Source organism: Streptococcus sp. SCPM-O-B-23252 (M501) (genome assembly GCF_058200355.1).
Window position 1 is genome coordinate 681,759 of sequence record NZ_JBYQGS010000001.1, and the last position, 26,653, is coordinate 708,411.

A 26,653-nucleotide genomic window follows, 5' to 3' on the forward strand; every position below is an offset into this window, starting at 1 on the left:
CTAGGACTTTTGTCCCAGCCTCTACTTTAAATGAAAGAGGTGGAGAAAATGTAGGCAACTCTAAGTAAGTCTTTTAGAAACACAAAAAATATCTATTGAAAGAGAGAAAACAATGTTTAAAAGAACTTACAAACGCAATATTCCACTCCTAGCAGGTCTGGAATTTACATCTTATTTTGGAATTACTAGTTTTTGGATTTTATTTTTTATCCAAAATGGTCTTTCCTTGCTTCAAATCGGTCTATTAGAGAGTATCTTTCATGGGACAAGTCTCTTATGTGAAATCCCATCTGGTATGTTGGCCGATCGATTTAGCTACAAGACCAATCTCAATTTGGCTCGCTTGGCCAGTATTGTGTCCTCTATCTTGATTTTGTTTGGTCAGGGGAATTTTTGGATTTATGCGATTGCTATGATGGTCAATGCTTGGTCCTACAATTTTGACTCAGGGACCAGTACCGCTTTCTTATATGATTCTGCTGTTGAAGCTGATCAAAAGGACCGATATCTTCAGATTTCTAGCTTTTTATCTGGTGTGGCAGAAGTCACCCGAACCTTAGGTACAGTTGTGGCAGGCTTCTTTATTCACGGAGCATTGGCCTGGACCTATCTGATTGCTATTGGACTATCCTTGCTATCCATTCTCTTGATTTTTCTAATGAAAGAGCCAGAGAGTAAGAGCGGTGAAAGAAATCACTTGACCATAAAGCGTATATTGGAGGTAGTGAAACAAGAGTGGCAGGAAAAACCAGTCTTGTTTTACTGGATGTTCACCTATCAGCTGGTAGGAACCATCATGTGTATGTTTTATTTTTACTACCAACAGAAAATCAGTGACCTAGCTAGTTGGCAAGTATCGCTCATCATGTTGATTGGAAGTGGATTTAATCTTCTAGCAGTTTATCTAGCTAGTCAAATCGGGAAAAAATGGAACAGTAATCAAGTCTTTCCAATCCTGGTTGCACTGACAGGTTTGGCCTTGCTGTTGGTAGGGTGGAGGACTCCATTCGCCTATCTGAGTGTCTATCTCTTGACCAATGCCCTTTATGCAGTGTATCAACCCATTTACTACAATGATTTACAAGCTTATTTGCCTTCTAGTGTACGAGCAACCATGCTTAGTATCAATTCGATGATGTTTAGTTTGTCTATGATTGTGATCTTCCCACTGACTGGTTGGTTGATTGACACTTGTGGATTTGTAGCTGTTTTCCTTGTACTAGGCCTTGTGATCCTCCTATCTTTCCCTCTCTTACTGATTGGATTAGGGAAAATGGGCAATCTATTAAATAAGGGGACAAAGATGGAATAATATTCCTGACGTACATTGGGTCGTTTTTCAACTCTCTCTGCTTTGCAGGGAGAGTTTTTCTCTCTTTCTAAATTGTGGTAAAATAAGTACATCCATTAGAAAGAGAAACTAGTAGTATGAAAGACTTATTGAAATACTTCAGGAATTATAAAAAAGAATCCATACTGGGACCGTTTTTCAAGTTGTTAGAAGCAACTTTTGAATTACTGGTTCCACTTTTAATTGCCCATCTGGTCGATCAGCTCATCCCCCGTCAGGATCAAGGGGGGATATTTGGACTGGTTGGTCTCTTATTTGTTTTTGCTGGTTTTGGGGTTCTTGTAGCGATAACGGCCCAATATTATTCGTCAAAAGCAGCGGTTGGCTATACCAAGGAATTGACTAATGACCTATATGAGAAGATTCTCAGCTTGTCTAAGGAGCAAAGAGACCGTTTAACCACCTCAAGTCTCGTGACGCGCTTAACCAGTGATACCTATCAGATTCAAACGGGGATTAATTTATTTTTACGTCTATTTCTCCGTGCGCCGATTGTCGTTTTCGGATCGATTTTTATGGCCTTCACCATTAGTCCGCAACTGACCTTATGGTTTATTGGTATGGTTGCCCTCTTGACCTTAATCATTGTCCTTATGTCTCGTCTGGTCAATCCTCTTTATGCGCGCATAAGGAAAATTACGGACCGAATGGTTACCATTACGCGTCAGCAGTTACAAGGGATGAGGGTTATCCGCGCCTTTGGGCAGGCATCTCACGAAGAAGCAGAGTTTAATGAGGTTAACCAAGACTATACGAAGTGGCAATTAGTGGTCTCTAAATGGTCTAGTTTAATCAGTCCCTTAACTTTTCTCGTCGTGAATGGAACCTTGATTTGTATTCTTTGGCAAGGGCAAGCCTCTATTCAAATGGGGACCCTCAGTCAAGGAATGTTGGTTGCTTTGGTCAATTACCTGCTTCAAATTTTGACGGAATTGCTGAAGTTAGCCATGTTGGTGACATCGCTCAACCAAAGCTATATTGCTGCTGGTCGGATAGTCCAGGTCTTTGAAGAAAAAAGTGAAGAGCTGGATCAAGAGTTGGATGATGTATCTGTTTCTGACCCTCAACTGGCCCTCCAGATCCAAGACCTTGTCTTTACCTATCCTTTAGCTGCAAAACCATCCTTAGAAGGGATTCACTTATCCCTGAACAAGGGCCAAACTTTGGGAATCATAGGAGGGACAGGTGCTGGTAAATCTACTTTGGTTCAATTGTTAGGTCATCTGTATGAAGCAAGTAAAGGAAGTCTAACTATTTTTAAAGATGGAGAAAATCCAAAGACTCTTCGTCAATGGCGTGACTGGGTAGCAGTAGTTCCACAAAAGGCTGAGCTCTTTAAAGGGAGTATTCGTTCAAACCTAACATTAGGATTAAATGAGGAACAGAACGAAGAGCAGTTGTGGTGGGCCTTGGGAGTTGCGCAAGCAGCTGATTTCGTCCGTGAGAAAGAGGGAGGACTAGAGGCTCCCGTAGAAGCTTTTGGACGGAATTTTTCTGGTGGTCAACGGCAACGTTTAACCATCGCTCGGGCTGTCCTTCGCCAAGCACCATTTTTGGTCTTGGATGATTCTACATCTGCCTTGGACTATTTGACAGAAGCAAGACTATTACAGGCTCTAAAAGAGGAGTTGACGGAAACAAGCCTCATCCTCATCTCGCAGCGGACCAATAGTCTACGAAGTGCTGAGCAAATTCTCATCTTAGATAAAGGTCGTCAAGTCGGCCTAGGAAGTCATGAAGACTTGGTGGCAACCAATCCTTTATACCAAGAGATTCATTTCTCCCAACAGAAGAGAGAGGAGGGGGCAGAATGAAACAGAAGACTTATTTACGGCGCTTGCTTGCTGATATAGCCAAACAGCCCATTTGGCTAATCTTAGCCAGTCTGGGAACCATCTTACAAGTCTTGTTGACCGTCTATATCCCTATCCTAATCGGGCGGGCAATAGACTTAGTGGTCCTCCCTGATGCAGCTCACCTCATACTCCCACTTATCCTGCAAATGGGTCTAGTGATCCTCTTTGCAACCTTGATTCAATGGTTGAATCCTTTAATTTACAATCAGATGATCTATCGATACAGTGAGGACTTAAGGGAGAAGGTCATCCAGAAAGTACATGTCCTTCCTTTATCTTTCCTGGATCGTCAAGGTACTGGGGATTTGGTCAGTCGCTTGACCACGGACGTTGAACAACTGAACAATGGTTTATTCATGGTCTTCAGTCAGTTCTTTGTTGGTCTTCTTACAATCTTAGTGACCATCGCTAGTATGGCCCGATTGGATTGGATGATGATGGGGATGGTTTTGATCCTGACTCCTTTATCACTCTTTATCGCTCGTTTTATTGCCAAGCGTTCCTACCATCTCTTTCGGATGCAGACCCAAGCTCGTGGGGCTCAGACGCAGATGATTGAAGAATCTCTCAGTCAAGAAAGCTTGCTCCAAGCTTTTAATGCGCAGGGTCAGTTTAAAGACAAGTTTATTGAGATCAATGGCGACTATGCTGGTTATTCTCAAGAGGCGATTTTTTATTCCTCTACCGTTAATCCTGCGACGCGCTTTGTCAATGCCCTGATTTATGCGTTGGTGACAGGATTTGGAGCCTTCCGAATCCTATCTGGAACGGGCTTTACTGTTGGCCAGTTGGTGACCTTCCTCAACTATGTCAATCAGTATACCAAACCCTTCAATGACATCTCATCTGTCCTTGCTGAGTTGCAAAGTGCCTTGGCTTGTGCGGAACGTCTCTACAGTGTCTTGGATCAAGAGGAAGTGAAAGAAAGTGGCAAGAGAGACTTGCAAGAAGAGACTGTCAAAGGAGCTGTCCAATTTGATCATGTCAGCTTTGGTTATCGCCCTGATCAGACCCTCATAAAGGACCTCTCCATTTCCATCCCGCCAGCTAGTAAGGTAGCTATTGTTGGTCCAACTGGGGCTGGGAAATCTACACTAATTAACCTTCTCATGCGATTCTATGATGTGGATCAGGGGCAGTTGAGCTTAGATCATGAAGCTGTAGATAGCTATAGTCTAGAAAGCTACCGCAAGCAGTTTGGAATGGTTCTACAAGAGACTTGGCTCAAAGTTGGAACGGTTCATGAGAATATCGCATTTGGTCGACCAGATGCTAGTCGGGAAGAAGTGGTTCAAGCAGCAAAAGCTGCCAATGCTGATTTCTTCATTCAACAGCTTCCAGATGGCTATGATACCTATCTAGCGGATGCGGGAGACTCCCTCTCTCAAGGACAAAGACAGCTTCTGACCATTGCTCGGGTCTTTCTTGCAGTACCTAAGATTCTGATCCTAGATGAGGCGACCTCTTCCATTGACACGCGGACAGAGTTGCTCATTCAGGAGGCCTTTCATAAGTTGATGATGGGTCGAACGAGCTTTGTGATTGCCCATCGTCTATCTACAATTGAAAATGCGGATCTCATCCTAGTTATGGTAGATGGAAATATTGTCGAATACGGGAATCATACGGAGTTGATGGCTCAAAAAGGCATATATTACAAAATGCAAACTGCCCAACTTTCTAGTAATTAAGACAGAAAAAGACTGGATCTTTGTCCAGTCTTTTGTATTTAATCCTGCTGATCTTTTAAAAGATAGAGAAGAGAGAAGGCCAGGAGAGCCATAGCAATACCTAATACTGTAAAAATAAAAGCATTGCTTTCGGAGATGAATCCGATGGTACTAAGAGCAAAAGGTGTAATGGCTGCTCCAAAGCTACAACCTAAAACGGCAACAGAAGTAACTTGATTCAAGCGTTTAGCAGGGATCTTCTCTGAAATAATCTGAAAAACCATTGTGAGGGATGTACTATAGGTATAACCTGAGAAGAGAGCAGAAATTCCAAGTAAAGGAATGCTAGGAGAAAGAGCTATCGCAATTAATGAAAGGCCGAAAGCAATACCCGCAAATGTAATGAGCTTATTCTTAAAGGTATGGACAAGTCCAGAGAATGTGAGACCTGCGAGGATACCAATTAGTTGCATACCGCTTAGGATGAGACTAGCTGAGTTGTATGATTCTTTGAAAGTATAAGCAACAATACTTGGTATGCGAAGAGTAACACCGACATTACATAAGACAATCATTGCGGCTACAAGAGCTAAGATAATGGTTAATTTCCACTCTTCTTTTTTTAGCGGCTCTTTATGGTTAGCAGAAGCATGATGTTCTTCTTCGTGTTTTTCATAAGGAACGAAGGTTAAGAAAAGGAAGAGAACAATTAAACCAGCTCCATAAGCTAAGAAACTTGCAGTCCAACCAAATTGTAATAGAAAACCAACTAATAAGGTGACTAAGGCAGTTCCGACTACTTCAGCAGAACCACGAAATCCAAGTGTTTGGATTCTTTCGCGACCATGGTAGCGTTCGCTAATGATGGAGATTGCCTTTGCATTGATCAATCCGACTCCCATCCCAAAAATTAAACGTGAGAGAAAAAGAATCGGATAAGCTTGGTTGATGAAGGGAATCATTCCAAAAAAGGAAAGAATCAAGAGACCGGTAACAATCATCTTTCTTTCATCTAAAAACTTCTCGATAAGAGTATTTAAAAATAAGGTGACCATGATACCAGCAGATGGAAGAGATACCAAGAGTTCAATCTGGCCTTTAGGTAAATCCTTATAATAATTAAACATGGAAGGAAGTGTGCTTGAGATAGAGAAAGAAGTTGTTAGTACCAGAGATAAAGAAAGGATACTAACTTTTTCTAATAATTTTTTCATATTTACCTACATTCTTTTATTACGTCTTTTGACACTCTACTATGGTATAGTTTTTTGATTCATTTAGCAAGTTATTTAGATGAAATTTCTTAATATTTTTCATATTTGGAAGAAGAAAAAAACTGGAGGTTTAACTCCAGTTTTTATTTCTATTAAACGTTTAAGACTTTATCCAAGAATTCTTTCAATCGTGGGTGTTGTGGGTTGTCGAAGATTTGGTCTGGTTTGCCGTCTTCGAGGAATTCCCCATCAGCGGTAAAGATGACACGATTGGCTACTTGACGAGCAAATCCCATCTCGTGGGTAACGATAATCATGGTCATGCCTTGTTTAGCCAAGTCCTTCATAACGTTCAGTACGTCCCCTACCATTTCAGGGTCAAGGGCAGAAGTCGGTTCGTCAAAGAGCATGACATCTGGCTTCATTGCCAAACCACGCGCAATGGCCACCCGCTGTTTCTGACCACCTGACAAGCTATCAGGAGAGACATCAGCTTTGTCAGCCAGTCCAACCTTTTCCAAGAGTTCCATTGCTAATTCCTTAGCTTCTTCCCGACTCATACGTTTGTGCTCTAAAGGAGCAAACATGATGTTTTCGATAACACTCATATGAGGGAAAAGGTTGAAGTGCTGGAAGACCATCCCGACATTTTCACGAACGATATCAATGTTTGTTTTTGGATCAGTAAGATCATAGCCGTTCACGGTAATCTGTCCCTTGGTTACTTCTTCGAGAAGATTGAGACTGCGTAGGAAGGTTGATTTACCTGAACCAGATGGTCCGATGATACAAACCACATCTCCTTCGTAGAATTTTGTTGAGATGCCTTTTAGGACCTCATTTTCACCGTAATATTTGTGGAGGTCATGGACATCAATTTTTAATTTAGCCATTAGTTAGCCCTCTTTTCTAATTGTTTTGCAAAGCGTGTCAATAAGGTAATGATGACGAGGTAAAAGACCGCAAGGATTGCATACATCTTGAAACTTTGGTAGTTTCGAGCGATGATAATCTTACCAGTTTGGAAGAGCTCGACCAAACCGATCGCAGACACGATAGTCGTATCTTTCAGTGCAATAACGAATTGGTTGACGAAGTTTGGAAGCATCAGTTTAGTCGCTTGAGGCAATATGATCTTGCGCATGGTCTTGCTATAAGAAATCCCGAGGCTTCGACTAGCTTCCATCTGTCCGGCAGGGACTGCTTGAATCCCTCCTCGAACAATCTCAGCAATATAAGCAGCAGCATTGAGGGAGAGAGCGATGGTACCTGCAAGGAAGTCATTGATTGGTGATTGATGACCTGTCATGGACTCGATCAAATTAGGAATTCCCCAGAAGATGAAGGCAGCAAGGATCATCAGTGGGATACCACGGATGACATCGACGAAGATCTCAGCTGTCCAACGAAGCCATTTATAAGGACTGACACTGAACATTCCAAAGATGATCCCAATCACCATAGCGATCGCAAATGATAGAAGTGCTAGTGCAATAGTGACACCAAGTCCACTTAACAATTGTTTGTAGTTGTTTTGGAGCAAGCCCCAGATAGTCGTTTCATCTACTGCAGTAGATTCTGTGGATTCTTCGCTATCGCTTGAAAGGTACTTATCCAAGATCTTTTGGTATTCGCCACTTTCTTTTAAGTTGGCCAAACCGTTGTTAAACATTTCAATCAATTCAGGGTTTGAATCCTTTTGAACTGCAAAGGCAGTCTGACCACTTGGAGTTCCTTCGATAGGTGTTTTGAATTTACGTCCTTGTTTAATGGCGTATTTGATCACAGGTTCGTCATCCATGATAGCAGCTACAGAACCAGAGTTTAAGCTGTCATACATAGAAGCCCCATCTGAGAAGGTTTTGATTTTATAGCCATACTTGCTCTTGTTTTCCTCGAGGAAAGTTTGAGAAGCAGTACCATTTTTGACACCAACTGTTTTTCCTTTTAGATCTTCGTAGGAAGAAATCTTACTACTTTCTTGAACTGCTAGGATCGAATTCGTTGTGTAGTATGGGTCAGAGAAGTCAAAAGTTGCCTTACGAGCATCTGTTACAGTCATGCCTGCAATCATTCCGTCCGCATTTCCATTCTGAACATCACTGACGGCGGCATCAAAACCAGGGTTGCTAATTTCTAGAGTAAAGCCTTGGTCTTTGGCAATGGCCTTAATTAATTCCATATCAATCCCAGTGTATTTGCTTTGATCATTTTGGAAGACGAAGGGAGCAAAAGAGGAATCACTAGAAATTTTGTATTTTTTCTTCTTAGGAGTCGCCTTTTGGCCAGCTTTTGTGCTCGTTTCAGGAACAGCAGAAGTGCTGGCGGTAGTCGTTGTTGAAGATGATGATTGGCTGCTACCAGTCCATTTTTCAATAATTTGGTCTAGTGTACCATCTTTCTTCATTTGAGCAAGGGCAGTATTGAATTGTTTAATAAGGTTTTCATGGGACCCATCTTTTTTGACTCCAAAAGCAAAGCTTCCAACAGCTTCTCCTTCCATATTAATAGAAAGATCTTGGCCTTGCTTAATGGCATATTCGATAACAGGTTGGTCGTCCATAATGGCATCCACTGCACCGGTTGATAAACTATTGTTCATCAAATCACTGGTATCGAATGTCTTGATTGTATAACCGTACTGATCTTTGTTCTTCTGAAGGAAGCGTTGAGCAGCTGTTCCGTTTTTGACTCCGACCGTTTTTCCTTTGAGCTGGTCATAGGAAGTGATTTTGTTAGCTTTCTTAGTCGCAATCACGACTTTTGTATCATAGTAGGTATCAGACATCGCAAAGACTTGCTCACGTTCCTTGGTCTTGGTCATCCCTGCCATAATGGCATCGGCTTGACCAGCTTGAACTGCATTGACCGCTGCATCAAAGCCTGGGAACGATTTTTCTAAGGTCCATCCGTTAATTTCAGCGACCTTATCCAAGATTTCAACATCAATTCCTTTATAAACTTGGTCTGAGTCTTTGAATTCGAAGGGCGCATATGCCGTATCGAAAACGACTTTTACAGTTTCAGCCTGTGCTTGACTCGCAAAGGCGAATAGTGGAAATAAGAAAAGCAAACATGCTACTAGTTTTTTCTTCATTTCGTTCTCCTTTATATCAAATCCAGTTGTCTCGAGAAGAGCAATGGAAGGGATACCCAAAAGGGCTCAAAAAAATAAAGAATTCATACTGAAAACAAGTATGAATTTCATCATTTATTAGTTACGAGGATTATCATACCATAAATGAAACCTAAAATCAAGAATTTTAACCAATCCATGTTATGTTTTCTGACATCATTAAATATTGCAGTCTCTGATTTTCTTTGCTACAATGAAACTATAAGATAAAAGGAGGAAGATAATGAAGAAAGGTAACATTTTTCAAGATATAAAAACTGACACCTCATGGTCAGTACTTGTTTCTACACTATTCTATGTGTTCTTAACTTTCCTATTTGTTGAAGGTGGGCTTTGGCTTGGGAGTGAGTTTGTAGGACCATTTTCTCTAGTCATAGAGTTTTTAACGGAGCTCTTTTCACCAGGAAATGGAGGCGCAAGTGTTCAAGAGTTCTTCTACCATTATTTTCTCTATTATGAGCTTTTCAGTTTTGTATTCATTCTCATCCTCTTTATTTTTTGGGTGAAGTTCATTGAGAAGAATCCCTTATCGACGTTAGGTTTTGTAAAAAGGAATTGGCTTAAGTATCTATGTTGGGGGATCTTGCTTTCCCTTCTTCAAATGGGAGTCATTGCACTTGTCTACCAGGTAGGTGGAATCGGGACTTTTGAGCTAAATGAATTAAGTTTAGAACCCATCCTCTTTATTCTCGGTTTATTTCCATTTTGGCTCCTTCAAGGAGGGACTGAAGAAGTAGCGACGCGGGGTTGGCTCCTCACTCGGATTGCAGCAAGAGCTAATCTACCATTAGCGATCGCAGTTTCTAGTAGTCTCTTTGGCTTTCTTCATCTGGGAAATTCAGGAGTGACCTTCTTATCCGTCCTGAATATTGTCCTTGATGGGGTGCTAGCTGGTCTGCTCCTTGTCTACACCGATAGTATCTGGCTAGTGGTCGCTCAACACGGTACTTGGAACTATGTACAAGGAAATCTCCTTGGTTTTCAAGTCAGTGGGACGGGCGCAGATGCGTCTATCTTTAGCTTTACCATGGGATCAGGACCTGACTGGCTAACTGGAGGAGCATTTGGTGCAGAAGGATCGATCATCACCACTTTGGTTCTTCTATTATCCGTCGTGATTGTTTACCGCTTAGGTGAAAGAAGAGAAAAAGTTGTTAATGAACAAGTGTGAAATGGCTGATAGGAAATAAAAATAAAAACGAAGACTGGCAAAAGTGCCGGTCTTTTTTATCAATTATATAAAACAAGCCGAACACCTAATGATGAGTTCGGCTTGTTTTATATAATGGGAATAATTAGCTTGACTTGGGCACCATTATGAATATTTTCTAAATGCATCGTTCCATTATGAAGTTTCATGACGCGTTTTACGAAAGATAAACCAAGTCCATAGTGACTTTCTTGAGAAAGTGTTCTTGCTTGGTCCTCTTTATAGAAAAGATTTCCAGCATGTTGTAAAACATTTTTTGAAAATCTAGATTGATTATTCCATATAGTTAGAACTAATCGATTATTTTCTTGTGACATTGTTAGCTGTATCTTTGCATCATTATCTTTTTGATGTTGTATTGCATTATTAATAATATTTGTGATTGCTCGAAAAAACAAATTGGAATGAATGGCAATTTGTGTTGATGGAGTTACTGTATTTGAAAAAACAAATTGTGTATTTCTCGGGAGTAACGGAGTGATCTGTTCCTTCAATTGATGAGTTACTTGTTGAATTGATATGTTTTCAAGTTGAATATCATGGTCATAAAAAGTTTTGGAGTATTGGATGAAGTGGTTAAAATAATCATTTAATTGAATACTTGCTTGCTCCAGATCTTTTAGACATTCCATTGCTTGAGGTGTTTGCTCGGTGGATTGTAAGAATTCGGCATTTCCTCTGATGACAGTTAGAGGGCTACGAAGATCATGTGCAGCGCTAGATACTTGAAACATGAGTTCTTTTTTTTGATCTTTTTCATTTTGAATTCTATTTTTTATTTCAGATTGCATTTTTTCGATCAGATCGTTTGTTTCAATGAATTCTTTAATCTGCAAATGGTGATGTTCATTTTTGGTGAAATATAGACCACTATGATAAACCATGTTCAATTCTGTTTGAATCTTGGTTAATAATTGTTTAATATTTATTACAATGATAAAAATTAAAATGATGCAAAGATAAATCCAAGAACTGACGCTAAAAAATAAAGCAAAGTGATTGGCATTTTTCTCATTAATTCCAGATACAGAAGATAGAAGAGCTGGAACTATGTAAAAAAGTATCAGACATAGAAGAAATTGCCAAATGATTTTAAGGTAAGTACGCTTAATGAGTTGCTTGATTGTCAATTCTTTTTCCATTTGTATCCTCCTCCCCATATTGTTTTGATGGGGTCAATTTGATGGATCTTAAATTTTTGTCTGATTTGATAGATGTATTCAGTAATGGATCGTAGTTGTGCATCAGAGTCTACAGGATAGAGGTAATTGTAAAGTTCTTCTATGCTAAATATTCGGTTCTCATTTTTTGCTAAAAGATAAAGTAAATCAAACTCTCGCTTAGTTAATGAAATTCTCTTTGATTGATAATAAACTTCTTGACTATCTCGATAAAAAGCTATATTTGAATCCATCTCTTCTTTAGAGGCGTTGTGAGATCTTTCTTCTCTACGAAGGTGCATTTGAATTCTTGCAATCAATTCTTTAATGCTGAATGGTTTTGTGATGTAATCATCGGCTCCGGCTTGTATTCCTTTTAGTAAATCTTCTTCAAAATCTTTAGCGGTTAGAAATAGAATTGGAGTAGTAATTTGTGAACGAATGGAACGACAGATTTCTAAACCAGAAATAGGCATCATGACATCAAGTAGAATTAGATCGAATCCAGTAAAGTCGCAGATATTGATCTCCTCTATATATTTACGAGTTTCCACGTGAAAGTTATTCGCTTTTAATGCATTCGCTATTAATCGTAAGATTTTTTCATCATCGTCAATGGCTAAAATTTTATACTTCATAGTCCCTCCAATTGTATGAGCATATTATAGCAAATATAAAATGCAATTTGTTAGAAATGAAGAAAATAATTATTCTGATAATTTCCTGATTTTCTCCTGTTATACTTGCTCCAAGTGAAGGTGGAATTTCACTAAAAGTCAGAAGGGAAAAAGAATGAATGATAACAATTCAAAAGCTACATAAGGAATATAATAATAAAATTGTCCTTCAAAACGTGTCTTTCAAAGCCAAAAAAGGTGAGATTACTGGATTGATTGGACCTAATGGATCCGGAAAATCAACTTTAATCAGAATTTTACTTGGTTTAGAAAATAGTCAAACGGGGATAGCGTTGATCAATGGCAAAAAATACTCTCAATTGGGAGATAATCCTTTTGGTATTGTTGGATCATTCCTAGATAGTTGCCAACCTTATCCAACTAGAACAGGATTTCAGCATCTTCGGTGGATTGGCTTGGCTTGTGGCGTTGACAAAAATAGGTGCAATGAATGTTTAGAGTTGGTGGGGTTAAGTGAAGCTAAAAATAAAAAAGTAAAAGACTATTCATTAGGAATGAAGCAACGTCTTGGGTTAGCAACAGCATTATTAGCAAATCCTGATATCTTAATTTTAGATGAACCAATCAATGGACTAGATCCAGAGGGTATACGCTGGGTACGCAATTTTTTGCAGTCTTTTGTCAATGAAGGTAAAACTGTCTTAATGACAAGTCATTATATGAGTGAGTTAGAATTAACTGTAGATCATCTAGTTGGTATTTCTAATGGGAAAATTGTTATTGATGCTCCTACAAAAGATATTTTGAAACAGTTTGGATCTTTTGAGGAAGCATATTTTAAGGCGCTCGAAGGGAAAGAAGGTGAATAATATGTTGAAACGTTCCTTTTTTAGTGACCTCTATAAATATTGTAGTTTAGTTACTTTTAAATCCACTTTTTTTCTTATTTTGGGAGTCAGCATATTTTTTACAATTCAAAATATCCAGGTGATAAATGCCTTAGTAGAAGGAAATGGCCAAGCAGTTAACCTTGATCCGTCTATGTTATCATCGAATCCAGTCTATACAGTCAGGGATGCTCTCTTATCCTCTCCCTACCAAGCAAGTGTTATTTTCTTGCCAATCTTGGTTTCACTTGTTTATTCAACCCATTACCAATTTGGTGATGATAATTTTACTCAGTTATTGATCCCAAACTGGAAAGTTCGTCTTACTGGGTTTATGGCAAGTTCGATTGTTTTATCGTTACTTTCTACTTTAATAATTTCTATAGTAAATGCTGTTATCTTACTCATTTTTCTAGATTCAACTTTAAAGAATTATTTAGAATTGACTTTGTTCTTAGATGTTACGGTAAGAGTTATGATATTTGCAATCGTTCTTACTTTATTAGCTTTACTTTTCGTAATAGTAACGAAAAAATCAATGACTTCATTAATTGCAGATGTTTTATTATTGGTAATCAGTTTATCAGGTATTCTAAGAGGAATTTCCTCTAAAATAGAAAATCTATTGCCTTTGATTGGAGCAAAGTCATTTGCTTTTGGCCGAATTGAAGGGACTCAAACGAGCCAATTGTATGGATTTACACTTTTAGTAGTAGAAGGGATCTTGTTCTTGGTGTTCATAATGGTTGTAGAAAAGATTCGAATGGGGAGGAAGAATGGCAAAAGTATTTTTCAGTCTTATCGTCAAAAAATATAGTTTAAAACCCGTGAAGTACCAGATAACCATACAGTCATTTTTGATAGGTTTTGTGTGTCTCTTAAGTATTTTACCAGTTGCAATCAATGGTACAATTGTAGAATTATCTTTAAAGCAAGCTCTTGTTTTTGCATCAATGCTCTCTGTTGGTATTGGGAGTGTTAATGTATTTGTAGAGTTACAATCACACGAAACAAAACTAGTTTATTTGGTAAGTGGAAAAAGGATCTTAAGTTCAATTCGGATCCTGTTCGTAGAGTTATGTGATGTAGTACTACAATCAACCTTATATTTCATTGTACTGCTTATATGGTTTCATTTTTTTAGTAGCGAAAATGGTGTCAGTTTAGAAATTTTCAGTTTCTATTTGATTGGCTCCATCCAATACTTTTTGATTTCTTACTTCTTAAGTTATTTTTTCAAAAGTCCAATGGGGAGTTTAGCTATTTTGCTACTTTTTCCTATTTTGGTACAACCATTCATAGAAAGAGTAGTGGAACCATTGACTAGTTATCTATTTTATAATATTGTTGCGGATACCATATTAGGTAGTGCTTCCAATTTGCAACTCTGTATTTACGTTTTTGGACTTGTAAGTTCACTTGGAGCGACTCTCTACCTCTTGGTAAGGAATCAAGAAGTTAAGTAGTAAATAAAAATGATACTGATGAGCGAACCTTGCTAATTTTGTAAATCAATGACATTGATGTTAATTACGTATTTCATGGTTTTAGAATAAAAGACAAGACTTTCGAAGTAATTGCGAGAGTCTTGTTTAGTTTCCATGCTAATGCGTGTCTAATTAATGATGTTGTAATTCGGACATATCCCGATTTAACGGATCATTTTGTAACATGTTGTCTTCCCTCTTCATTCCTCATCTCAGAGAATTCTAGTGATTTATGGTAAAATAAGGTCTATATATGTGAGGATAAAGAGATGATTAATCGAATTACAGATAACAAATTTAAACTCGTTTCCAAATACCAACCGTCTGGGGATCAACCGCAGGCTATTGAACAGTTGGTGGATAACATCGAGGGTGGTGAGAAGGCGCAAATCCTGATGGGAGCGACTGGTACGGGGAAGACCTATACCATGAGCCAGGTCATTGCCCAAGTCAATAAACCGACCTTGGTCATCGCCCACAATAAGACGCTAGCAGGCCAGCTCTATGGAGAGTTCAAGGAATTTTTCCCGGAGAATGCGGTCGAGTACTTCGTATCTTACTATGATTACTACCAACCAGAAGCCTATGTGCCTTCGAGCGATACCTACATCGAAAAGGATAGCTCAGTCAATGATGAGATTGACAAGCTTCGTCACTCCGCGACTTCAGCATTGTTAGAGCGTAACGATGTCATCGTTGTCGCATCTGTTTCATGTATTTACGGTTTGGGTTCGCCGAAGGAATATGCCGATAGCGTAGTGAGTCTGCGTCCAGGTCTGGAGATTTCTCGTGATAAACTACTCAATGACCTGGTGGACATCCAGTTTGAGCGCAATGACATCGACTTTCAACGGGGGAAATTCCGTGTTCGTGGGGATGTGGTCGAGATTTTCCCAGCTTCGCGTGATGAGCATGCCTTTCGTGTTGAGTTTTTCGGGGACGAAATTGACCGCATTCGTGAGGTTGAAGCTCTGACTGGTCAAGTCCTTGGTGAAGTGGACCACTTGGCAATTTTCCCAGCTACCCACTTCGTGACCAATGACGACCATATGGAAGTGGCCATTGCCAAGATTCAAGCGGAACTTGAAGAGCAGTTAAAGGTCTTTGAAAAAGAAGGCAAGCTTTTGGAAGCTCAACGTTTGAAACAACGGACCGAATACGATATTGAAATGCTACGAGAGATGGGCTACACCAATGGCGTCGAAAACTACTCCCGTCACATGGATGGCCGGAGTGAAGGAGAGCCTCCCTACACCCTTCTTGACTTCTTCCCAGAAGATTTTCTCATTATGATCGATGAAAGTCACATGACCATGGGACAGATCAAGGGCATGTACAATGGAGACCGCTCACGCAAGGAAATGCTGGTCAACTATGGTTTCCGTTTGCCGTCTGCCTTGGATAACCGGCCACTACGTCGTGAGGAGTTTGAAAGCCATGTCCACCAGATCGTCTATGTGTCTGCGACACCGGGTGATTATGAGATGGAACAAACCGATACCATCATCGAGCAGATCATTCGTCCGACAGGTCTACTCGATCCTGAGGTGGAAGTGCGTCCGACCATGGGTCAAATGGACGATCTCTTGGGTGAAATTAATGCGCGTGTAGAACGTGGAGAGCGGACCTTTGTTACCACCCTGACCAAGAAGATGGCAGAGGACTTGACCGACTATTTCAAAGAAATGGGTGTCAAGGTCAAATACATGCATTCGGATATTAAGACTTTGGAGCGGACAGAAATTATCCGTGATTTGCGTCTGGGTGTCTTTGATGTCTTGGTCGGGATCAACCTCCTTCGGGAAGGGATTGACGTACCGGAAGTGAGTCTAGTTGCCATCCTCGATGCGGATAAGGAAGGTTTCCTCCGTAACGAGCGGGGACTCATCCAGACCATCGGTCGTGCTGCCCGTAATAGTGAGGGGCACGTGATCATGTATGCGGACACCATGACCCAGTCTATGCAAAAAGCTATCGATGAAACAGCCCGTCGTCGTCAGATTCAGATGGCTTATAATGAAGAGCATGGCATTGTGCCACAAACCATCAAGAAGGAAATCCGTGACCTGATCTCTGTTACAAAGGCGGTGGCCAAGGAAGAGGACAAGGAAGTGGATATCACCAGTCTCAACCGCCAAGAGCGCAAGGAACTGGTCAAGAAACTACAAAGCCAGATGCAAGAAGCCGTCGAAGTGCTTGACTTTGAGTTAGCAGCGCAAATCCGTGATATGATGTTGGAAGTCAAGGCCTTGGATTAGATAGGATAATGCGAATGAAGATTATCATTAAAACAATGGAAACTCCTGAAGAGATAGAAGGAAAATCTCTCGTTCATTGGCAAACGTGGAGAGAGGCTTATGACAATCTTTTACCCGCGGAATTTCAGGAGACGATGACTTTAGATAGATGTCGTTTCTTTAGTCAAAAGTATCCAGAAAATACCTTGATTGCGATGGATGGAAAGAAAGTCGTTGGATTTATCAGCTATGGAAATTTTCGTGATGAGGCCATTCAAGCTGGTGAAATCATTGCTTTATATGTTTTAAAAGACTATTATGGAAAAGGTATTGCTCAGAAATTAATGAAGGAAGCTTTGAGGACTCTTGATCATTTTTCTGAAATTTATTTATGGGTATTGAAAGATAATAAGCGAGCCATTGCTTTCTATCAAAAAATGGGTTTTACTTTTGATGGGCAAGAAAAAATACTTAAACTTGGAAAACCCGTTAAGGAATTGCGGATGATGTGTTCTTCAAATAAAAATTCCTAAAGGACCTATCTATCAATCTTTGAACCATTATCAATTAATCAAGTAAAAAAATAAAAGAGATAGAAAGAACCAAATAAATGAAGGAGAAGTCGAATGAAAATTCTAGTCATCAATGGGCATCCGGATAAGGAAAGTTACTGTCAGGCTATTTTTCAAACCATTGTCGAAACTATTGACTTAAAGCACCACGAGCTTAAAGTGATCAATCTCAATGAAGAGGACTTTGATCCTGTTCTTCGCTATGGTTATCGAAAGCGGATGGAGGAAGATTCCTTTATCCTTCGTTCTCAAGAATGGATCCAGTGGGCGGATCACCTGATCTTTGTCTATCCCATCTGGTGGAGTAGTATGCCGAGCCTTATGAAAGGTTGGATTGATCGGGTCTTTACGCCAGGGATTGCCTACTCGGCTAATGATCAAGGAAGCTTTATCTGGAATTACCTCAGAGGCAAGCAATTTAAGAAGTTACTCAAAGGCAAAACGGCTAGTATTTATGCGACTTCGATGGCGCCTACTTGGTGGTACAAGATCTTTTCAGGCCCTCTCAACATTCCTGATAGTTATGGTATCTCTGTTTTGAAAAATGCCGTCTTGAACCACTGTGGGATTAAAACCAAGCGTGTCTGCATCTTGGGTGAAGTCGGACGAGATGTGAACACCGCTAGCATGCGGGAACAGCATCTTCAAAAGGTAGCAGCAGAAGTCAAGAAACTTTGATCAGAGACAGGAGACTACTAATAAGTTATTGTCTTTAGTTGTATTTTGATTGGCTTTTGGTTAAACTATTAACATAATCTATAAAACATAGGAATGATTCAATATGCTACTTTTTATCTATATGATCTATGTCATTTATTCACTGTCAAAAATGAAAAGAGAAGGTATAAGAGTCTCAATTTTCACTAAGTTGATTGTATACGGCTTATTGATACTCTCTTCGTTTATGCTCTATTTTAGTTTATTGTCATTTTTATTTAGCCCTTTGCCATTTTTTGGCTTTCTAGCTACTCTTGCTATTGGGGGCGTGAAGCTCTCTCTGAGATTGATCATTGCCCTTCTTTTACTTTTATTATCGCTCAGCCTATTCTTAGATAGTAAAAACAGTGATCCGGATACGCCTTTGATTGATCATTGGCTTCGATTAGGAGTTCATATCCTATTGATCATTATTTAAAAGAAGATTATTCGTTTTTTAAATCTCCACCAATGTTTACATAGGAGAGTTCAATCATGGGAAAGTATGTGAACCTGTTTACGAACCTGTATCTGATTCTTTTACTTTTTGTTTTTGCTAACTTTGTATTAGGCTACAATGGTTACGCCTTTACTCCGCTCCTGTGGAATCCTTGGTTGTATCTAGGAGCTGTGACAGTTTTTTGTCATATCTGGTATCGCTTTTATCGAACTCACACAGTCAATTGGAAGAATGTAGTGGGTCTACTGTTTAGTTTCTTTGCTAGCTTGATCTTAGTATTATTCATTGTGTTTTTCTTTAGTTTTGATGGTCATGGTTCGGTAATGATTCACTCAGAATATTATTTAAAAGAGAAGTCAATTGTCTTTCAAAGAGGCTCCCTTTTAGATGCCTTTGATGAATACCATGAGCTGGTGAATCCGTTTGTGATGAAAAAAGAGATAAAGAAAAAAGTTTATATTGATTAATTGTCAATATCATAGAAAGGAAATATATGTCACGTACAACGCCTACTATACTGTGCAATCTTTGCATGGTCGAAGATCTTGAAAATGGGAAAGTAGTCCTCCAATACCGCTCACCTGAAAAGACTCACTGGGCTGGCTATGCTTTTCCAGGTGGCCATATTGAAGAAGGCGAGAGTCTGGTCGAGTCAGTTATCCGTGAGATTGATGAAGAAACTGGCCTCACCATTTTCAACCCCCGATTAGTCGCTGTAAAAAACTGGCAGTTAGAGGATGGCATCCGCTACATCGTCTTTTGCTACAAAGCGACAGAATTCATAGGCCAGCTAAGATCGTCTGATGAAGGAGAAGTTTCTTGGGTTGAGAAGGACCAATTAGAACAGTTGGACTTGTCCTACGACATGCTTCCTCTGCTGGAAGTGATGGAAGACCCGGATTTGTCCGAGTACTATTATCGTAAACGGACAGACGATGATTGGGAAAAATTTCGCTATTAAGGAGTTGGGTACACCAGCTCTTTTCTTATTCTTGTAAGAAGTGGAAAAAAGTAGTATGATGGAAGGGTTTAGGAATAGCTGATCTAGGGGGATTTATTATATATGAAGGATTTTCACTTTGATGCCATTGCGGCATTTGAAAATTACGAGATTGAAACCATGAGAGATGGCCATGTGGTGGTGACAACCAAGGTGGTCGAATCGTCGCTCAATTATTATGGAAACGCGCACGGCGGCTATCTCTTTACCCTGTGTGACCAGATCAGTGGCTTGGTCGTGATTTCACAGGGAGTAGATGGTGTGACCTTGCAGTCTTCCATCAATTATTTGAAAGCAGGGCGCCTAGGAGATATCCTAACCATCCACGGGGAATGTGTCCACAGTGGACGGACGACTCGGGTTGTGGATGTCGATATTACCAATCAGGAAGGTGCCAATGTCTGTAAGGCCACCTTTACCATGTTTGTAACGGGAGAAAGAGATGAATCAGCAAAAGTACGCATTTAAAAACTATATTTTTGATTTTTATGGAACCTTGGTCGATATCGAAACCGATGAGTCGAGTCCAGTCTTATGGGAGACCATGACCCAGATCTACCAGTCCTATGGTGCTCATTATACAGGGGAAAGTTTGCAAGTCCGCTATAAGGAGTTGGTGCAGCAAGCTGAGCAAAGTATCGCTAAGGAAAAACAGGTTACATATCCGGAGATTGATTTGACCGTGATTTTCGTTCAACTCTATCTAGAGAGTCATCCAACAGGAGCCAGTGTCCATCATTTCAAAGAGTGGGGACGCTTGATTGCTCGGACCTTCCGTGTCCTCTCTCGCAAAAGATTGGAGCTCTATCCGCACACGAAAGAAGTCTTAGAAGACATGAAAGCTGCAGGGTGTCGGATCTATCTCTTATCCAATGCCCAAGCGGACTTTACCAACCCAGAGATTGATTTGGTTGGCTTGAGAGAGATTTTTCATGACATTTATCTGTCGTCTGATGCAGGGATTCGCAAACCTCAGCGCGAATTTCTCATGAAAGTTATCAAAGACCACCAGTTGAATCCGAATAAAACAGTCATGATAGGGAATGACTTCACTACAGATGTGGCTGTAGCGAAAAGCATCGGCATGCAAAGTATCTTGATCAATACCTTCCCCTACTCGGACGAAGAATTACAGAATAAGAGTCAAGCAGGCGTGCGCGTGATTCAAGACATTCAGGAATTGCAAGAGGATTAAAGGTTACCATCAATTTTAGGAGGCCAAGTTGCCTCTTCTTTTATTGACAATGCTACAGTTAAACAGAATTTGTCAAAATTTCCCTTTCATGGTATACTATGGGAGTTAATTTTGATAAGGAGATTGAAATGAATAACTTACCAAACTGTCCAAAATGTAATTCTGAATATGTCTATGAAGATGGTGCCCTCTTGGTCTGTCCAGAGTGTGCTTATGAATGGAACCCAGCTGAAGTTGTGGAAGAAGAAGGTGTTGTAGCCATCGACTCGAATGGAAATAAATTGGCTGATGGTGATACTGTCACCTTGATCAAAGACTTGAAAGTGAAGGGCGCACCAAAAGATTTGAAACAAGGAACGCGCGTGAAAAACATCCGTATCGTCGAAGGCGACCACAATATCGATTGTAAGATTGATGGCTTTGGTGCAATGAAACTCAAATCAGAATTTGTGAAGAAAATCTAAGGATAAGAAGAAGGGCCTAAACCCTTTTCTTTTGGGAGAATACTATGAAATTCAAACTATTGTTTAGCTATCGTTTTCTATTGTTTATCTTGAGTGTGATCGGCGTTTATCTGCAACTGACCAAGCATGGTGGCTTTGGGATGATGCTCTATTACACCATTTTGTCCAACATGTTGGTCATGTTCTTTATGGGGGACATGGTCTGGCGCATGCTTCGTGGTCGTTCGACCCAGACTCAGGGCTATCTTCGCTTAAAGGGCGGTGTCACCATGTCTATTATGATCACCTGTGTCATCTACCACTTTATGCTAGCACCCATCGCGACACCTGAGAAGTTTTACCGCTTGGAAAACTTCCTCTGTCACTACATTGTTCCTTTGATGTTCTTCTTTGACACCCTGGTGATTGATAAACCGAAACAATACCGTAAGTCGGATCCATTAGCTTGGACCGTGCTTCCCTTGCTCTATATGGTCTTTGCCCTTCTCAACGGTTTGGTCCTTAAGTGGCCAGTACCAGGGGCAAAAGACAGTCCTTTCCCTTATTTCTTTATCAATGTCAATCGTTTTGGTTGGCTCTATGTGGTCAAGATGGCGAGCATCATTTTTGTTGCTTATTTACTAGCTGGATGTGGCTTGTTTGCCTTGAAGAGGATTGGGAAAAAAGGAACAGATCATCATTAAATAGAAGATTTGTGGATGTAAATCCGAACATTCATAGAAAATAATGAGTTTTTTCTTGCATCCCACTATAAACTGTGATATAGTATGGATAATTAAATAGTCCTTTAATCCTGTCCCGTGAGGCAGGCAAGGAGTCTGATCAAAATAAGGGGTGAACTAGATGCGTTCTAGGTCTTATCTCTTGATATTTTTCTGAAGCCTCCTTGAAAAGGGAGGCTTTTTTCTATCAATTAGGAGGAAAAGATGAAGATCAAAGAAGTCGTTGATGATTTGACCATGAAGCGAGCGATTACACGCATCACTTATGAAATCATTGAACGGAATAAGGATCTGAGCCAAATTGTTTTGGTAGGGATCAAAACTCGTGGAGTTTTCATTGCCAATCGCATCAAAGAAAGGTTAGCACAGCTAGAACAAATAGAAGTTCCGGTCTGTGAATTGGATACCAAGCCTTTCCGTGATGATATCAAAGTAACAGAAGATTCAACCGTTTTACCAGTAGATATTACTGGCAAAGATGTCATCCTGATTGATGATGTCCTTTATACAGGTCGGACCATTCGAGCAGCCATCGATAATCTTGTCAGTCGTGGACGTCCATCGCGTGTCAGCCTGGCAGTCCTAGTGGATCGTGGTCATAGAGAATTGCCGATCCGACCAGACTATGTTGGAAAGAACATTCCAACAAGTCGATCAGAGGAAATCATTGTCGAGATGACTGAGTTGGATGGTCAAGATCGCATCTTGATCGAGGTGAGTGAATAAGGTAGTTTTCAAATCGTCGCTATATACAGGAGCGACTGAGGAAGCCTCCTGTATCGTTTTCACATATGCATATCTTTGGAATGGAGTTACAACATGTCTACAAATCAAATCGCACTTAAAAACCTTGTCTCAATGGAAGCTTTATCAAACGAAGAAGTTATGGCTTTGATTAAGCGTGGGATTGAGTTTAAAAATGGAGCAAAAGCTCATTACGATGAGCAACACATCGTGTCTAATCTCTTCTTTGAGTCGTCAACACGTACGCACAAAGCATTTGAAGTGGCTGAGTTGAAATTAGGTTGTGACCTCCTTGGCTTTGATGTGAAAACGAGCTCTGTAAACAAGGGAGAAACTCTCTACGATACTATTTTGACCATGTCAGCTCTCGGAGTTGATATCTGCGTCATCCGTCACCCAGAAGTAGACTACTACAAGCAATTGATTGAAAGTCCAACCATCACAGCCTCTATTGTCAACGGGGGAGATGGATCTGGTCAACACCCAAGTCAAAGTTTGCTAGACTTGATGACCATCTATCAAGAGTTTGGTCATTTTGATGGACTCAAGGTTTGTATCGCTGGTGACTTGGATCACTCAAGGGTGGCAAAATCCAATATGCAAATCTTGAAACGCTTGGGAGCAACCCTTTACTTTGCTGGTCCAGACGAGTGGAGAAGTGCGGAATTTGAAGATTATGGAACCTTTGTGACGATTGATGAAGTGATCGAAGAGGTCGATGTCATGATGTTCCTCCGTGTGCAACACGAGCGTCATGATTATGAGTCACTCTTCTCAAAAGAGAACTACCATCGTTTGCATGGCTTGACACAAGAACGCTATGATCGTATGAAAGACACAGCCATCTTGATGCACCCAGCTCCAGTAAACCGTGATGTGGAGATTGCTGACCACTTGGTAGAAGCTCCTAAATCACGCATCGTGGAGCAAATGACCAATGGTGTCTTTGTCCGCATGGCTATCATCGAAGCGGTTTTAGCTGGACGTAAATAATATGTAAAAAAGAAAGGAGAAGTGAGAGAGTCTACAAAAAGGTGGTCTTTTCTCACTTTTCTTTTTGGAGTTTGTAAGGAGAATTTATGGTAAAACGTCTCTTAGTATTAGAAGATGGGACGGTTTTTGAAGGAACTGGTTTTGGAGCTGATACCTATGTCAGTGGGGAATTGGTCTTAAATTCTGCCATGACGGGTTATCAGGAGTTGATTACCGACCAGTCCTATAAGGGGCAAATTTTAGCCTTTACTTTTCCAGTTATCGGTACAACTGGGATAAACCGAGATGATTATGAATCTATTTTTCCTGGGTGTCTAGCAGTGGTGGTGCATCAATTAGCGAGTCATCCCAATAATTGGCGCAAACAGTTATCCTTGGATGCTTACCTGAAGAAACACAATATTCCAGGGATCCAAGGAATCGATACTCGAAAGCTGGCTAAAATTGTTACAGAACATGGAAGTATCAAGGCTACAGTGGTCAATGAGGGGGATGCGATCGAGCATATCTTGGACCAGCTTCGGGCAACCGTCTTACCTTTTGACCAAGTCCGCCAGGTGTCGACCAAAACCCCCTATGCTGCACCAGGGTTTGGTAAGAGTATCGTCTTGATCGACTTGGGCTTACGGCATTCCGTTTTGCGTCAATTGATTGCACGAGGTTGTAACGTCACGGTCGTTCCTTATTCAGTTAAATTGAAGGAATTAAAGGATTTGCAGCCAGATGGCATCATTCTATCCAGTGGTCCAGGGAATCCTCATCATATCGATGGTATTTGCCAGGTAATTGCTAAAATCGATCCTCATATTCCGATCATGGGGATTGGCTTGGGGGCAGAATTGCTGGCCCTTGCCCACGGAGGAAGCCTCGCGAAATTAAAAAGTCCTCATCGAGGTCTAAACATTCCTGTAAAAGAGGTGGCTACTGGAAAAGTCGAAATCACTAGTCAGAATCACCAGTACAACATCGAGCGCGATACTCTTCCACGAGATTTTCTGATCACCCATGAGGAACTTCATGATCACTCGATCGAGGCCTTTCGTCACCGCTATCTTCCCTTGATTGGTGTTCTCTACCATATTGAGTCCAGTCCAGGACCAAGGGAAAGTCTCTATTTCTATGACGAATTTATGGATCTGATTGAAAGTAAATTAGACGAAAGAAGGGAGGAGTTATGGTCATGAATCAAGTAACGCTGTTGTGTGCAGAATCCTTCAATGATGTCAGTTTGCTTGGAGCACTCACGTCTTGTCCCTTATTAAAAGAACGTGGTTATCAGACAGAAGTCCTCTATTGTGGAGACGAGAACGACATCACCAAAGAGGCAGGAGATGCTCTTTCGGTTATTCGTTTAAAGTTGGATAGTCTCAAAGAAGCCCTTCTAGCGACAAAAACAAAAAATTTACTGTTGTCTTTTGCGGATAAGCAAGTCCTTGGGCTATTATTCCGATTGGAGGAAATTGGATTTCTCAAGGAACACAAGATCCGTATTCTAGGAACTTCGCTTAGGCAGTACCGTACCTTTTACCACCAGGCAGACCAAAAGTCATTTCTACAGGACTTGGGCTATCAAGTTCCTTCCTCATCCTTGGTTTCGACAGTCAGAGAGGCTATTGAGTTTTCAGAGCAGATCCAATTCCCAATTGTTGTTTGGCCACTTGCCAGCAAGCATGGGCAAGGTCGTCGGATTGCTAATAACTTGGACGACCTTTGTGAGGCTGTCGAAAAGGGACTAGAAGTATCGCCACAGGCTCAGTGTTTGTTGGAGTTCTCGACGGTTGGTTTCAAGGAGTTGGAATACATCGTTGTCCGAGATCGTCAGGATAATTATTATCTTGCTGGAAACATTGAGAGCGTCGACCCGGTGGGGATCCACTCCAGTGATTCTTATCAAGTCATCCCTAGTCTGACGCTGACGGATACCGAGCATCAGACCTTGAGAGAGGCAGCCTTGTCTATTATCCGGCATTTGAGACTGGTTGGAGCAACTTCCATCAAGTTTGCGCTAGATCCAAAGAGTTACCAATTCTATATTCTTGAGGTCAATCCATTTGCTTCGGATTCCTTCTCGACCATGTCCATGGCCTTAGGTTATTCGATTTACCACCAAGCCTTATGCTTAAAGTTAGGCGACCACCTTTTGGACCTTCCTCATCCTACGATGAAGGGTCTTACAGCCCTGTTTGAACCCACTCTAGATCGTATTTTCTTTAAACTACCCGTCTTTCCAATGGAAAAGGTGACAAAAGTTCTCAATACACAAATTCATTCAGTTGGTGCAATTCATGGGTTTGGTACAAGTCTAGAAGAAGCCTATCAGCAAGCTGTTGAAAACTTCGGTTCGGATCAATGGCCTAAGCATATTCTGAAGGAAGTTTCAGACGATGAATTGATCCAACGGATCGCCAAACGAATGCCATATCGTTTCTCATCTATCTTAGAGGCATTTCATAGAGGATTCGAGATGGAAGAAGTGAGTGACCTGAGCCGTATGGACCCTTTTTATCTCCAGTTTTTATATAATCTTTACTTGTATGAGCGACAAGAGAAGGAGCAACTATGTCCTGAGCTAAAATTACGTCCTTTGGATTTAACAGCTAGATTCGGTCAAGTTGGCGAAAGGGTTTCTTACTATACTTCTATCTGTGGCGAGAATGAGGCACCAGATTGGAGTCAATGGACCTTATTGGTTGATCGAAGCGCTCCAGAAGATTCGAGCCAGATTCTTAGACTGATAGATCGCTTGAAGCAGGAGCATGAAAAGGGAAGAAAAGTAGTCCTTCTGACACATCGTCCTTTTGCAGGACATGCAGCAGATACTTGCTTGCGAATCCCTCTTTCAATTTATGAGACTTACCAAGACCAGATTAACAGCCAGTTTGGTCAAGTAGAATATTTGGATGAATAGAATAAGAGCTTCGGTCAAGATAACCGAAGCTCTTTTAGGATAAAAACAAACTG

The 26,653-nt window shown here is 40.6% G+C and carries 25 protein-coding genes; 20 read left to right on the forward strand and 5 right to left on the reverse strand.

The window, feature by feature from the left end; translation table 11 throughout:
- The first annotated feature begins 112 nt into the window (after nt 1–112).
- The 3 genes from AC3E6G_RS03360 (at nt 113) to AC3E6G_RS03370 (ending at nt 4,898) form a co-directional block, all read left to right on the forward strand.
- On the forward strand, nt 113–1,312 hold the full coding sequence (locus tag AC3E6G_RS03360) for an MFS transporter (protein WP_238656594.1): 1,200 nt from the start codon (nt 113–115) through the stop codon (nt 1,310–1,312).
- Between the two features lie 116 nt (nt 1,313–1,428).
- Complete coding sequence (locus AC3E6G_RS03365) at nt 1,429–3,165, forward strand: ABC transporter ATP-binding protein (protein ID WP_140814060.1); 1,737 nt, start codon at nt 1,429–1,431, stop codon at nt 3,163–3,165.
- Nucleotides 3,162–4,898: an ABC transporter ATP-binding protein gene (locus tag AC3E6G_RS03370; protein ID WP_238656595.1), complete on the forward strand. Its 1,737-nt coding sequence runs from the start codon at nt 3,162–3,164 to the stop codon at nt 4,896–4,898. Before AC3E6G_RS03365 ends, AC3E6G_RS03370 begins: the two co-directional genes overlap by 4 nt.
- 38 nt (nt 4,899–4,936) lie before the next feature.
- On the opposite strand, the gene AC3E6G_RS03375 is transcribed toward AC3E6G_RS03370, so the two are convergent.
- The 3 genes from AC3E6G_RS03375 to AC3E6G_RS03385 form a co-directional block, all read right to left on the reverse strand.
- On the reverse strand, nt 4,937–6,091 hold the full coding sequence (locus AC3E6G_RS03375; protein ID WP_490700453.1) for an MFS transporter: 1,155 nt from the start codon (nt 6,089–6,091) through the stop codon (nt 4,937–4,939).
- Nucleotides 6,092–6,243: 152 nt separating this feature from the next.
- A complete protein-coding gene (locus AC3E6G_RS03380; RefSeq protein WP_048690604.1) occupies nt 6,244–6,984 on the reverse strand; it encodes an amino acid ABC transporter ATP-binding protein in 741 nt (246 codons plus the stop codon).
- On the reverse strand, nt 6,984–9,188 hold the full coding sequence (locus AC3E6G_RS03385; protein WP_236128185.1) for an ABC transporter substrate-binding protein/permease: 2,205 nt from the start codon (nt 9,186–9,188) through the stop codon (nt 6,984–6,986). The genes AC3E6G_RS03380 and AC3E6G_RS03385 overlap by 1 nt, the downstream gene beginning before the upstream one ends.
- Before the next feature lie 262 nt (nt 9,189–9,450).
- Here AC3E6G_RS03385 and AC3E6G_RS03390 point away from each other — a divergent pair, with 262 nt between their 5' ends.
- Nucleotides 9,451–10,398 (forward strand): CPBP family intramembrane glutamic endopeptidase, encoded by a 948-nt coding sequence (locus AC3E6G_RS03390; RefSeq protein WP_236128184.1) that lies wholly within the window; start codon nt 9,451–9,453, stop codon nt 10,396–10,398.
- A 107-nt stretch (nt 10,399–10,505) separates the two neighbouring features.
- On the opposite strand, the gene AC3E6G_RS03395 is transcribed toward AC3E6G_RS03390, so the two are convergent.
- Both AC3E6G_RS03395 and AC3E6G_RS03400 read right to left on the reverse strand, forming a co-directional pair.
- Nucleotides 10,506–11,579, reverse strand: coding sequence for a sensor histidine kinase (locus AC3E6G_RS03395; protein WP_048690610.1), 1,074 nt, complete (start codon nt 11,577–11,579; stop codon nt 10,506–10,508).
- Nucleotides 11,564–12,235 carry a response regulator transcription factor gene (locus AC3E6G_RS03400; protein ID WP_048690612.1) on the reverse strand — a complete coding sequence of 224 codons (672 nt, stop codon included), beginning with the start codon at nt 12,233–12,235 and terminating at the stop codon, nt 11,564–11,566. The genes AC3E6G_RS03395 and AC3E6G_RS03400 overlap by 16 nt, the downstream gene beginning before the upstream one ends.
- Nucleotides 12,236–12,393: 158 nt before the next feature.
- Between AC3E6G_RS03400 and AC3E6G_RS03405 the strand changes: the two genes are divergently transcribed.
- The 16 genes from AC3E6G_RS03405 (at nt 12,394) to AC3E6G_RS03480 (ending at nt 26,600) form a co-directional block, all read left to right on the forward strand.
- Nucleotides 12,394–13,104, forward strand: coding sequence for an ABC transporter ATP-binding protein (locus AC3E6G_RS03405; RefSeq protein WP_048690614.1), 711 nt, complete (start codon nt 12,394–12,396; stop codon nt 13,102–13,104).
- Between the two features lies 1 nt (nt 13,105).
- Nucleotides 13,106–13,939 carry a hypothetical protein gene (locus AC3E6G_RS03410; RefSeq protein ID WP_048690616.1) on the forward strand — a complete coding sequence of 278 codons (834 nt, stop codon included), beginning with the start codon at nt 13,106–13,108 and terminating at the stop codon, nt 13,937–13,939.
- Nucleotides 13,899–14,588 (forward strand): hypothetical protein, encoded by a 690-nt coding sequence (locus AC3E6G_RS03415; RefSeq protein ID WP_048690618.1) that lies wholly within the window; start codon nt 13,899–13,901, stop codon nt 14,586–14,588. Before AC3E6G_RS03410 ends, AC3E6G_RS03415 begins: the two co-directional genes overlap by 41 nt.
- A gap of 290 nt (nt 14,589–14,878) precedes the next feature.
- Complete coding sequence (gene uvrB, locus AC3E6G_RS03420) at nt 14,879–16,867, forward strand: excinuclease ABC subunit UvrB (RefSeq protein ID WP_490700454.1); 1,989 nt, start codon at nt 14,879–14,881, stop codon at nt 16,865–16,867.
- Between the two features lie 14 nt (nt 16,868–16,881).
- A complete protein-coding gene (locus tag AC3E6G_RS03425) occupies nt 16,882–17,379 on the forward strand; it encodes a GNAT family N-acetyltransferase (protein ID WP_125336078.1) in 498 nt (165 codons plus the stop codon).
- Between the two features lie 93 nt (nt 17,380–17,472).
- A complete protein-coding gene (locus AC3E6G_RS03430; protein ID WP_485779599.1) occupies nt 17,473–18,096 on the forward strand; it encodes an NAD(P)H-dependent oxidoreductase in 624 nt (207 codons plus the stop codon).
- 513 nt (nt 18,097–18,609) lie between these two features.
- Complete coding sequence (locus tag AC3E6G_RS03435) at nt 18,610–19,041, forward strand: hypothetical protein (protein WP_314837233.1); 432 nt, start codon at nt 18,610–18,612, stop codon at nt 19,039–19,041.
- Between the two features lie 26 nt (nt 19,042–19,067).
- Nucleotides 19,068–19,535: an 8-oxo-dGTP diphosphatase gene (locus tag AC3E6G_RS03440; protein ID WP_490700455.1), complete on the forward strand. Its 468-nt coding sequence runs from the start codon at nt 19,068–19,070 to the stop codon at nt 19,533–19,535.
- Nucleotides 19,536–19,637: 102 nt separating this feature from the next.
- Complete coding sequence (locus AC3E6G_RS03445; protein ID WP_125336082.1) at nt 19,638–20,042, forward strand: PaaI family thioesterase; 405 nt, start codon at nt 19,638–19,640, stop codon at nt 20,040–20,042.
- Nucleotides 20,017–20,769, forward strand: a complete 753-nt coding sequence (locus tag AC3E6G_RS03450; RefSeq protein WP_490700456.1) for an HAD family hydrolase — start codon at nt 20,017–20,019, stop codon at nt 20,767–20,769. Before AC3E6G_RS03445 ends, AC3E6G_RS03450 begins: the two co-directional genes overlap by 26 nt.
- A gap of 128 nt (nt 20,770–20,897) precedes the next feature.
- Nucleotides 20,898–21,233, forward strand: coding sequence for a zinc ribbon domain-containing protein YjdM (locus AC3E6G_RS03455; RefSeq protein ID WP_490700457.1), 336 nt, complete (start codon nt 20,898–20,900; stop codon nt 21,231–21,233).
- A 44-nt stretch (nt 21,234–21,277) separates the two neighbouring features.
- The gene (locus tag AC3E6G_RS03460; RefSeq protein WP_490700458.1) at nt 21,278–21,916 is read left to right on the forward strand and encodes a Pr6Pr family membrane protein; all 639 of its coding nucleotides are present in this window, start codon (nt 21,278–21,280) and stop codon (nt 21,914–21,916) included.
- Between the two features lie 243 nt (nt 21,917–22,159).
- Nucleotides 22,160–22,681, forward strand: coding sequence for a bifunctional pyr operon transcriptional regulator/uracil phosphoribosyltransferase PyrR (gene pyrR / locus AC3E6G_RS03465; protein ID WP_006596278.1), 522 nt, complete (start codon nt 22,160–22,162; stop codon nt 22,679–22,681).
- A gap of 93 nt (nt 22,682–22,774) precedes the next feature.
- Nucleotides 22,775–23,692, forward strand: a complete 918-nt coding sequence (locus tag AC3E6G_RS03470; protein WP_490700459.1) for an aspartate carbamoyltransferase catalytic subunit — start codon at nt 22,775–22,777, stop codon at nt 23,690–23,692.
- 86 nt (nt 23,693–23,778) lie between these two features.
- On the forward strand, nt 23,779–24,876 hold the full coding sequence (locus AC3E6G_RS03475) for a carbamoyl phosphate synthase small subunit (protein ID WP_048788846.1): 1,098 nt from the start codon (nt 23,779–23,781) through the stop codon (nt 24,874–24,876).
- Nucleotides 24,873–26,600, forward strand: coding sequence for an ATP-binding protein (locus AC3E6G_RS03480; protein ID WP_490700460.1), 1,728 nt, complete (start codon nt 24,873–24,875; stop codon nt 26,598–26,600). Before AC3E6G_RS03475 ends, AC3E6G_RS03480 begins: the two co-directional genes overlap by 4 nt.
- Nucleotides 26,601–26,653 lie beyond the last annotated feature (53 nt).

Bases quoted from the DNA above. Each gene is read 5' to 3' on its own strand.
- AC3E6G_RS03400 (WP_048690612.1), bottom strand. From the start codon at position 12,235: ATGAAGTATAAAATTTTAGCCATTGACGATGATGAAAAAATCTTACGA.
- AC3E6G_RS03445 (WP_125336082.1), top strand. From the start codon at position 19,638: ATGAAGGATTTTCACTTTGATGCCATTGCGGCATTTGAAAATTACGAG.
- AC3E6G_RS03455 (WP_490700457.1), top strand. From the start codon at position 20,898: ATGAATAACTTACCAAACTGTCCAAAATGTAATTCTGAATATGTCTAT.
- AC3E6G_RS03435 (WP_314837233.1), top strand. From the start codon at position 18,610: ATGGGAAAGTATGTGAACCTGTTTACGAACCTGTATCTGATTCTTTTA.
- pyrR (WP_006596278.1), top strand. From the start codon at position 22,160: ATGAAGATCAAAGAAGTCGTTGATGATTTGACCATGAAGCGAGCGATT.
- AC3E6G_RS03360 (WP_238656594.1), top strand. From the start codon at position 113: ATGTTTAAAAGAACTTACAAACGCAATATTCCACTCCTAGCAGGTCTG.
- AC3E6G_RS03425 (WP_125336078.1), top strand. From the start codon at position 16,882: ATGAAGATTATCATTAAAACAATGGAAACTCCTGAAGAGATAGAAGGA.
- AC3E6G_RS03415 (WP_048690618.1), top strand. From the start codon at position 13,899: ATGGCAAAAGTATTTTTCAGTCTTATCGTCAAAAAATATAGTTTAAAA.
- AC3E6G_RS03460 (WP_490700458.1), top strand. From the start codon at position 21,278: ATGAAATTCAAACTATTGTTTAGCTATCGTTTTCTATTGTTTATCTTG.
- AC3E6G_RS03430 (WP_485779599.1), top strand. From the start codon at position 17,473: ATGAAAATTCTAGTCATCAATGGGCATCCGGATAAGGAAAGTTACTGT.
- AC3E6G_RS03365 (WP_140814060.1), top strand. From the start codon at position 1,429: ATGAAAGACTTATTGAAATACTTCAGGAATTATAAAAAAGAATCCATA.
- AC3E6G_RS03450 (WP_490700456.1), top strand. From the start codon at position 20,017: ATGAATCAGCAAAAGTACGCATTTAAAAACTATATTTTTGATTTTTAT.
- AC3E6G_RS03480 (WP_490700460.1), top strand. From the start codon at position 24,873: ATGAATCAAGTAACGCTGTTGTGTGCAGAATCCTTCAATGATGTCAGT.
- AC3E6G_RS03440 (WP_490700455.1), top strand. From the start codon at position 19,068: ATGTCACGTACAACGCCTACTATACTGTGCAATCTTTGCATGGTCGAA.
- AC3E6G_RS03375 (WP_490700453.1), bottom strand. From the start codon at position 6,091: ATGAAAAAATTATTAGAAAAAGTTAGTATCCTTTCTTTATCTCTGGTA.
- AC3E6G_RS03370 (WP_238656595.1), top strand. From the start codon at position 3,162: ATGAAACAGAAGACTTATTTACGGCGCTTGCTTGCTGATATAGCCAAA.
- AC3E6G_RS03475 (WP_048788846.1), top strand. From the start codon at position 23,779: ATGGTAAAACGTCTCTTAGTATTAGAAGATGGGACGGTTTTTGAAGGA.
- AC3E6G_RS03470 (WP_490700459.1), top strand. From the start codon at position 22,775: ATGTCTACAAATCAAATCGCACTTAAAAACCTTGTCTCAATGGAAGCT.
- AC3E6G_RS03385 (WP_236128185.1), bottom strand. From the start codon at position 9,188: ATGAAGAAAAAACTAGTAGCATGTTTGCTTTTCTTATTTCCACTATTC.
- uvrB (WP_490700454.1), top strand. From the start codon at position 14,879: ATGATTAATCGAATTACAGATAACAAATTTAAACTCGTTTCCAAATAC.
- AC3E6G_RS03405 (WP_048690614.1), top strand. From the start codon at position 12,394: ATGATAACAATTCAAAAGCTACATAAGGAATATAATAATAAAATTGTC.
- AC3E6G_RS03395 (WP_048690610.1), bottom strand. From the start codon at position 11,579: ATGGAAAAAGAATTGACAATCAAGCAACTCATTAAGCGTACTTACCTT.
- AC3E6G_RS03390 (WP_236128184.1), top strand. From the start codon at position 9,451: ATGAAGAAAGGTAACATTTTTCAAGATATAAAAACTGACACCTCATGG.
- AC3E6G_RS03410 (WP_048690616.1), top strand. From the start codon at position 13,106: ATGTTGAAACGTTCCTTTTTTAGTGACCTCTATAAATATTGTAGTTTA.
- AC3E6G_RS03380 (WP_048690604.1), bottom strand. From the start codon at position 6,984: ATGGCTAAATTAAAAATTGATGTCCATGACCTCCACAAATATTACGGT.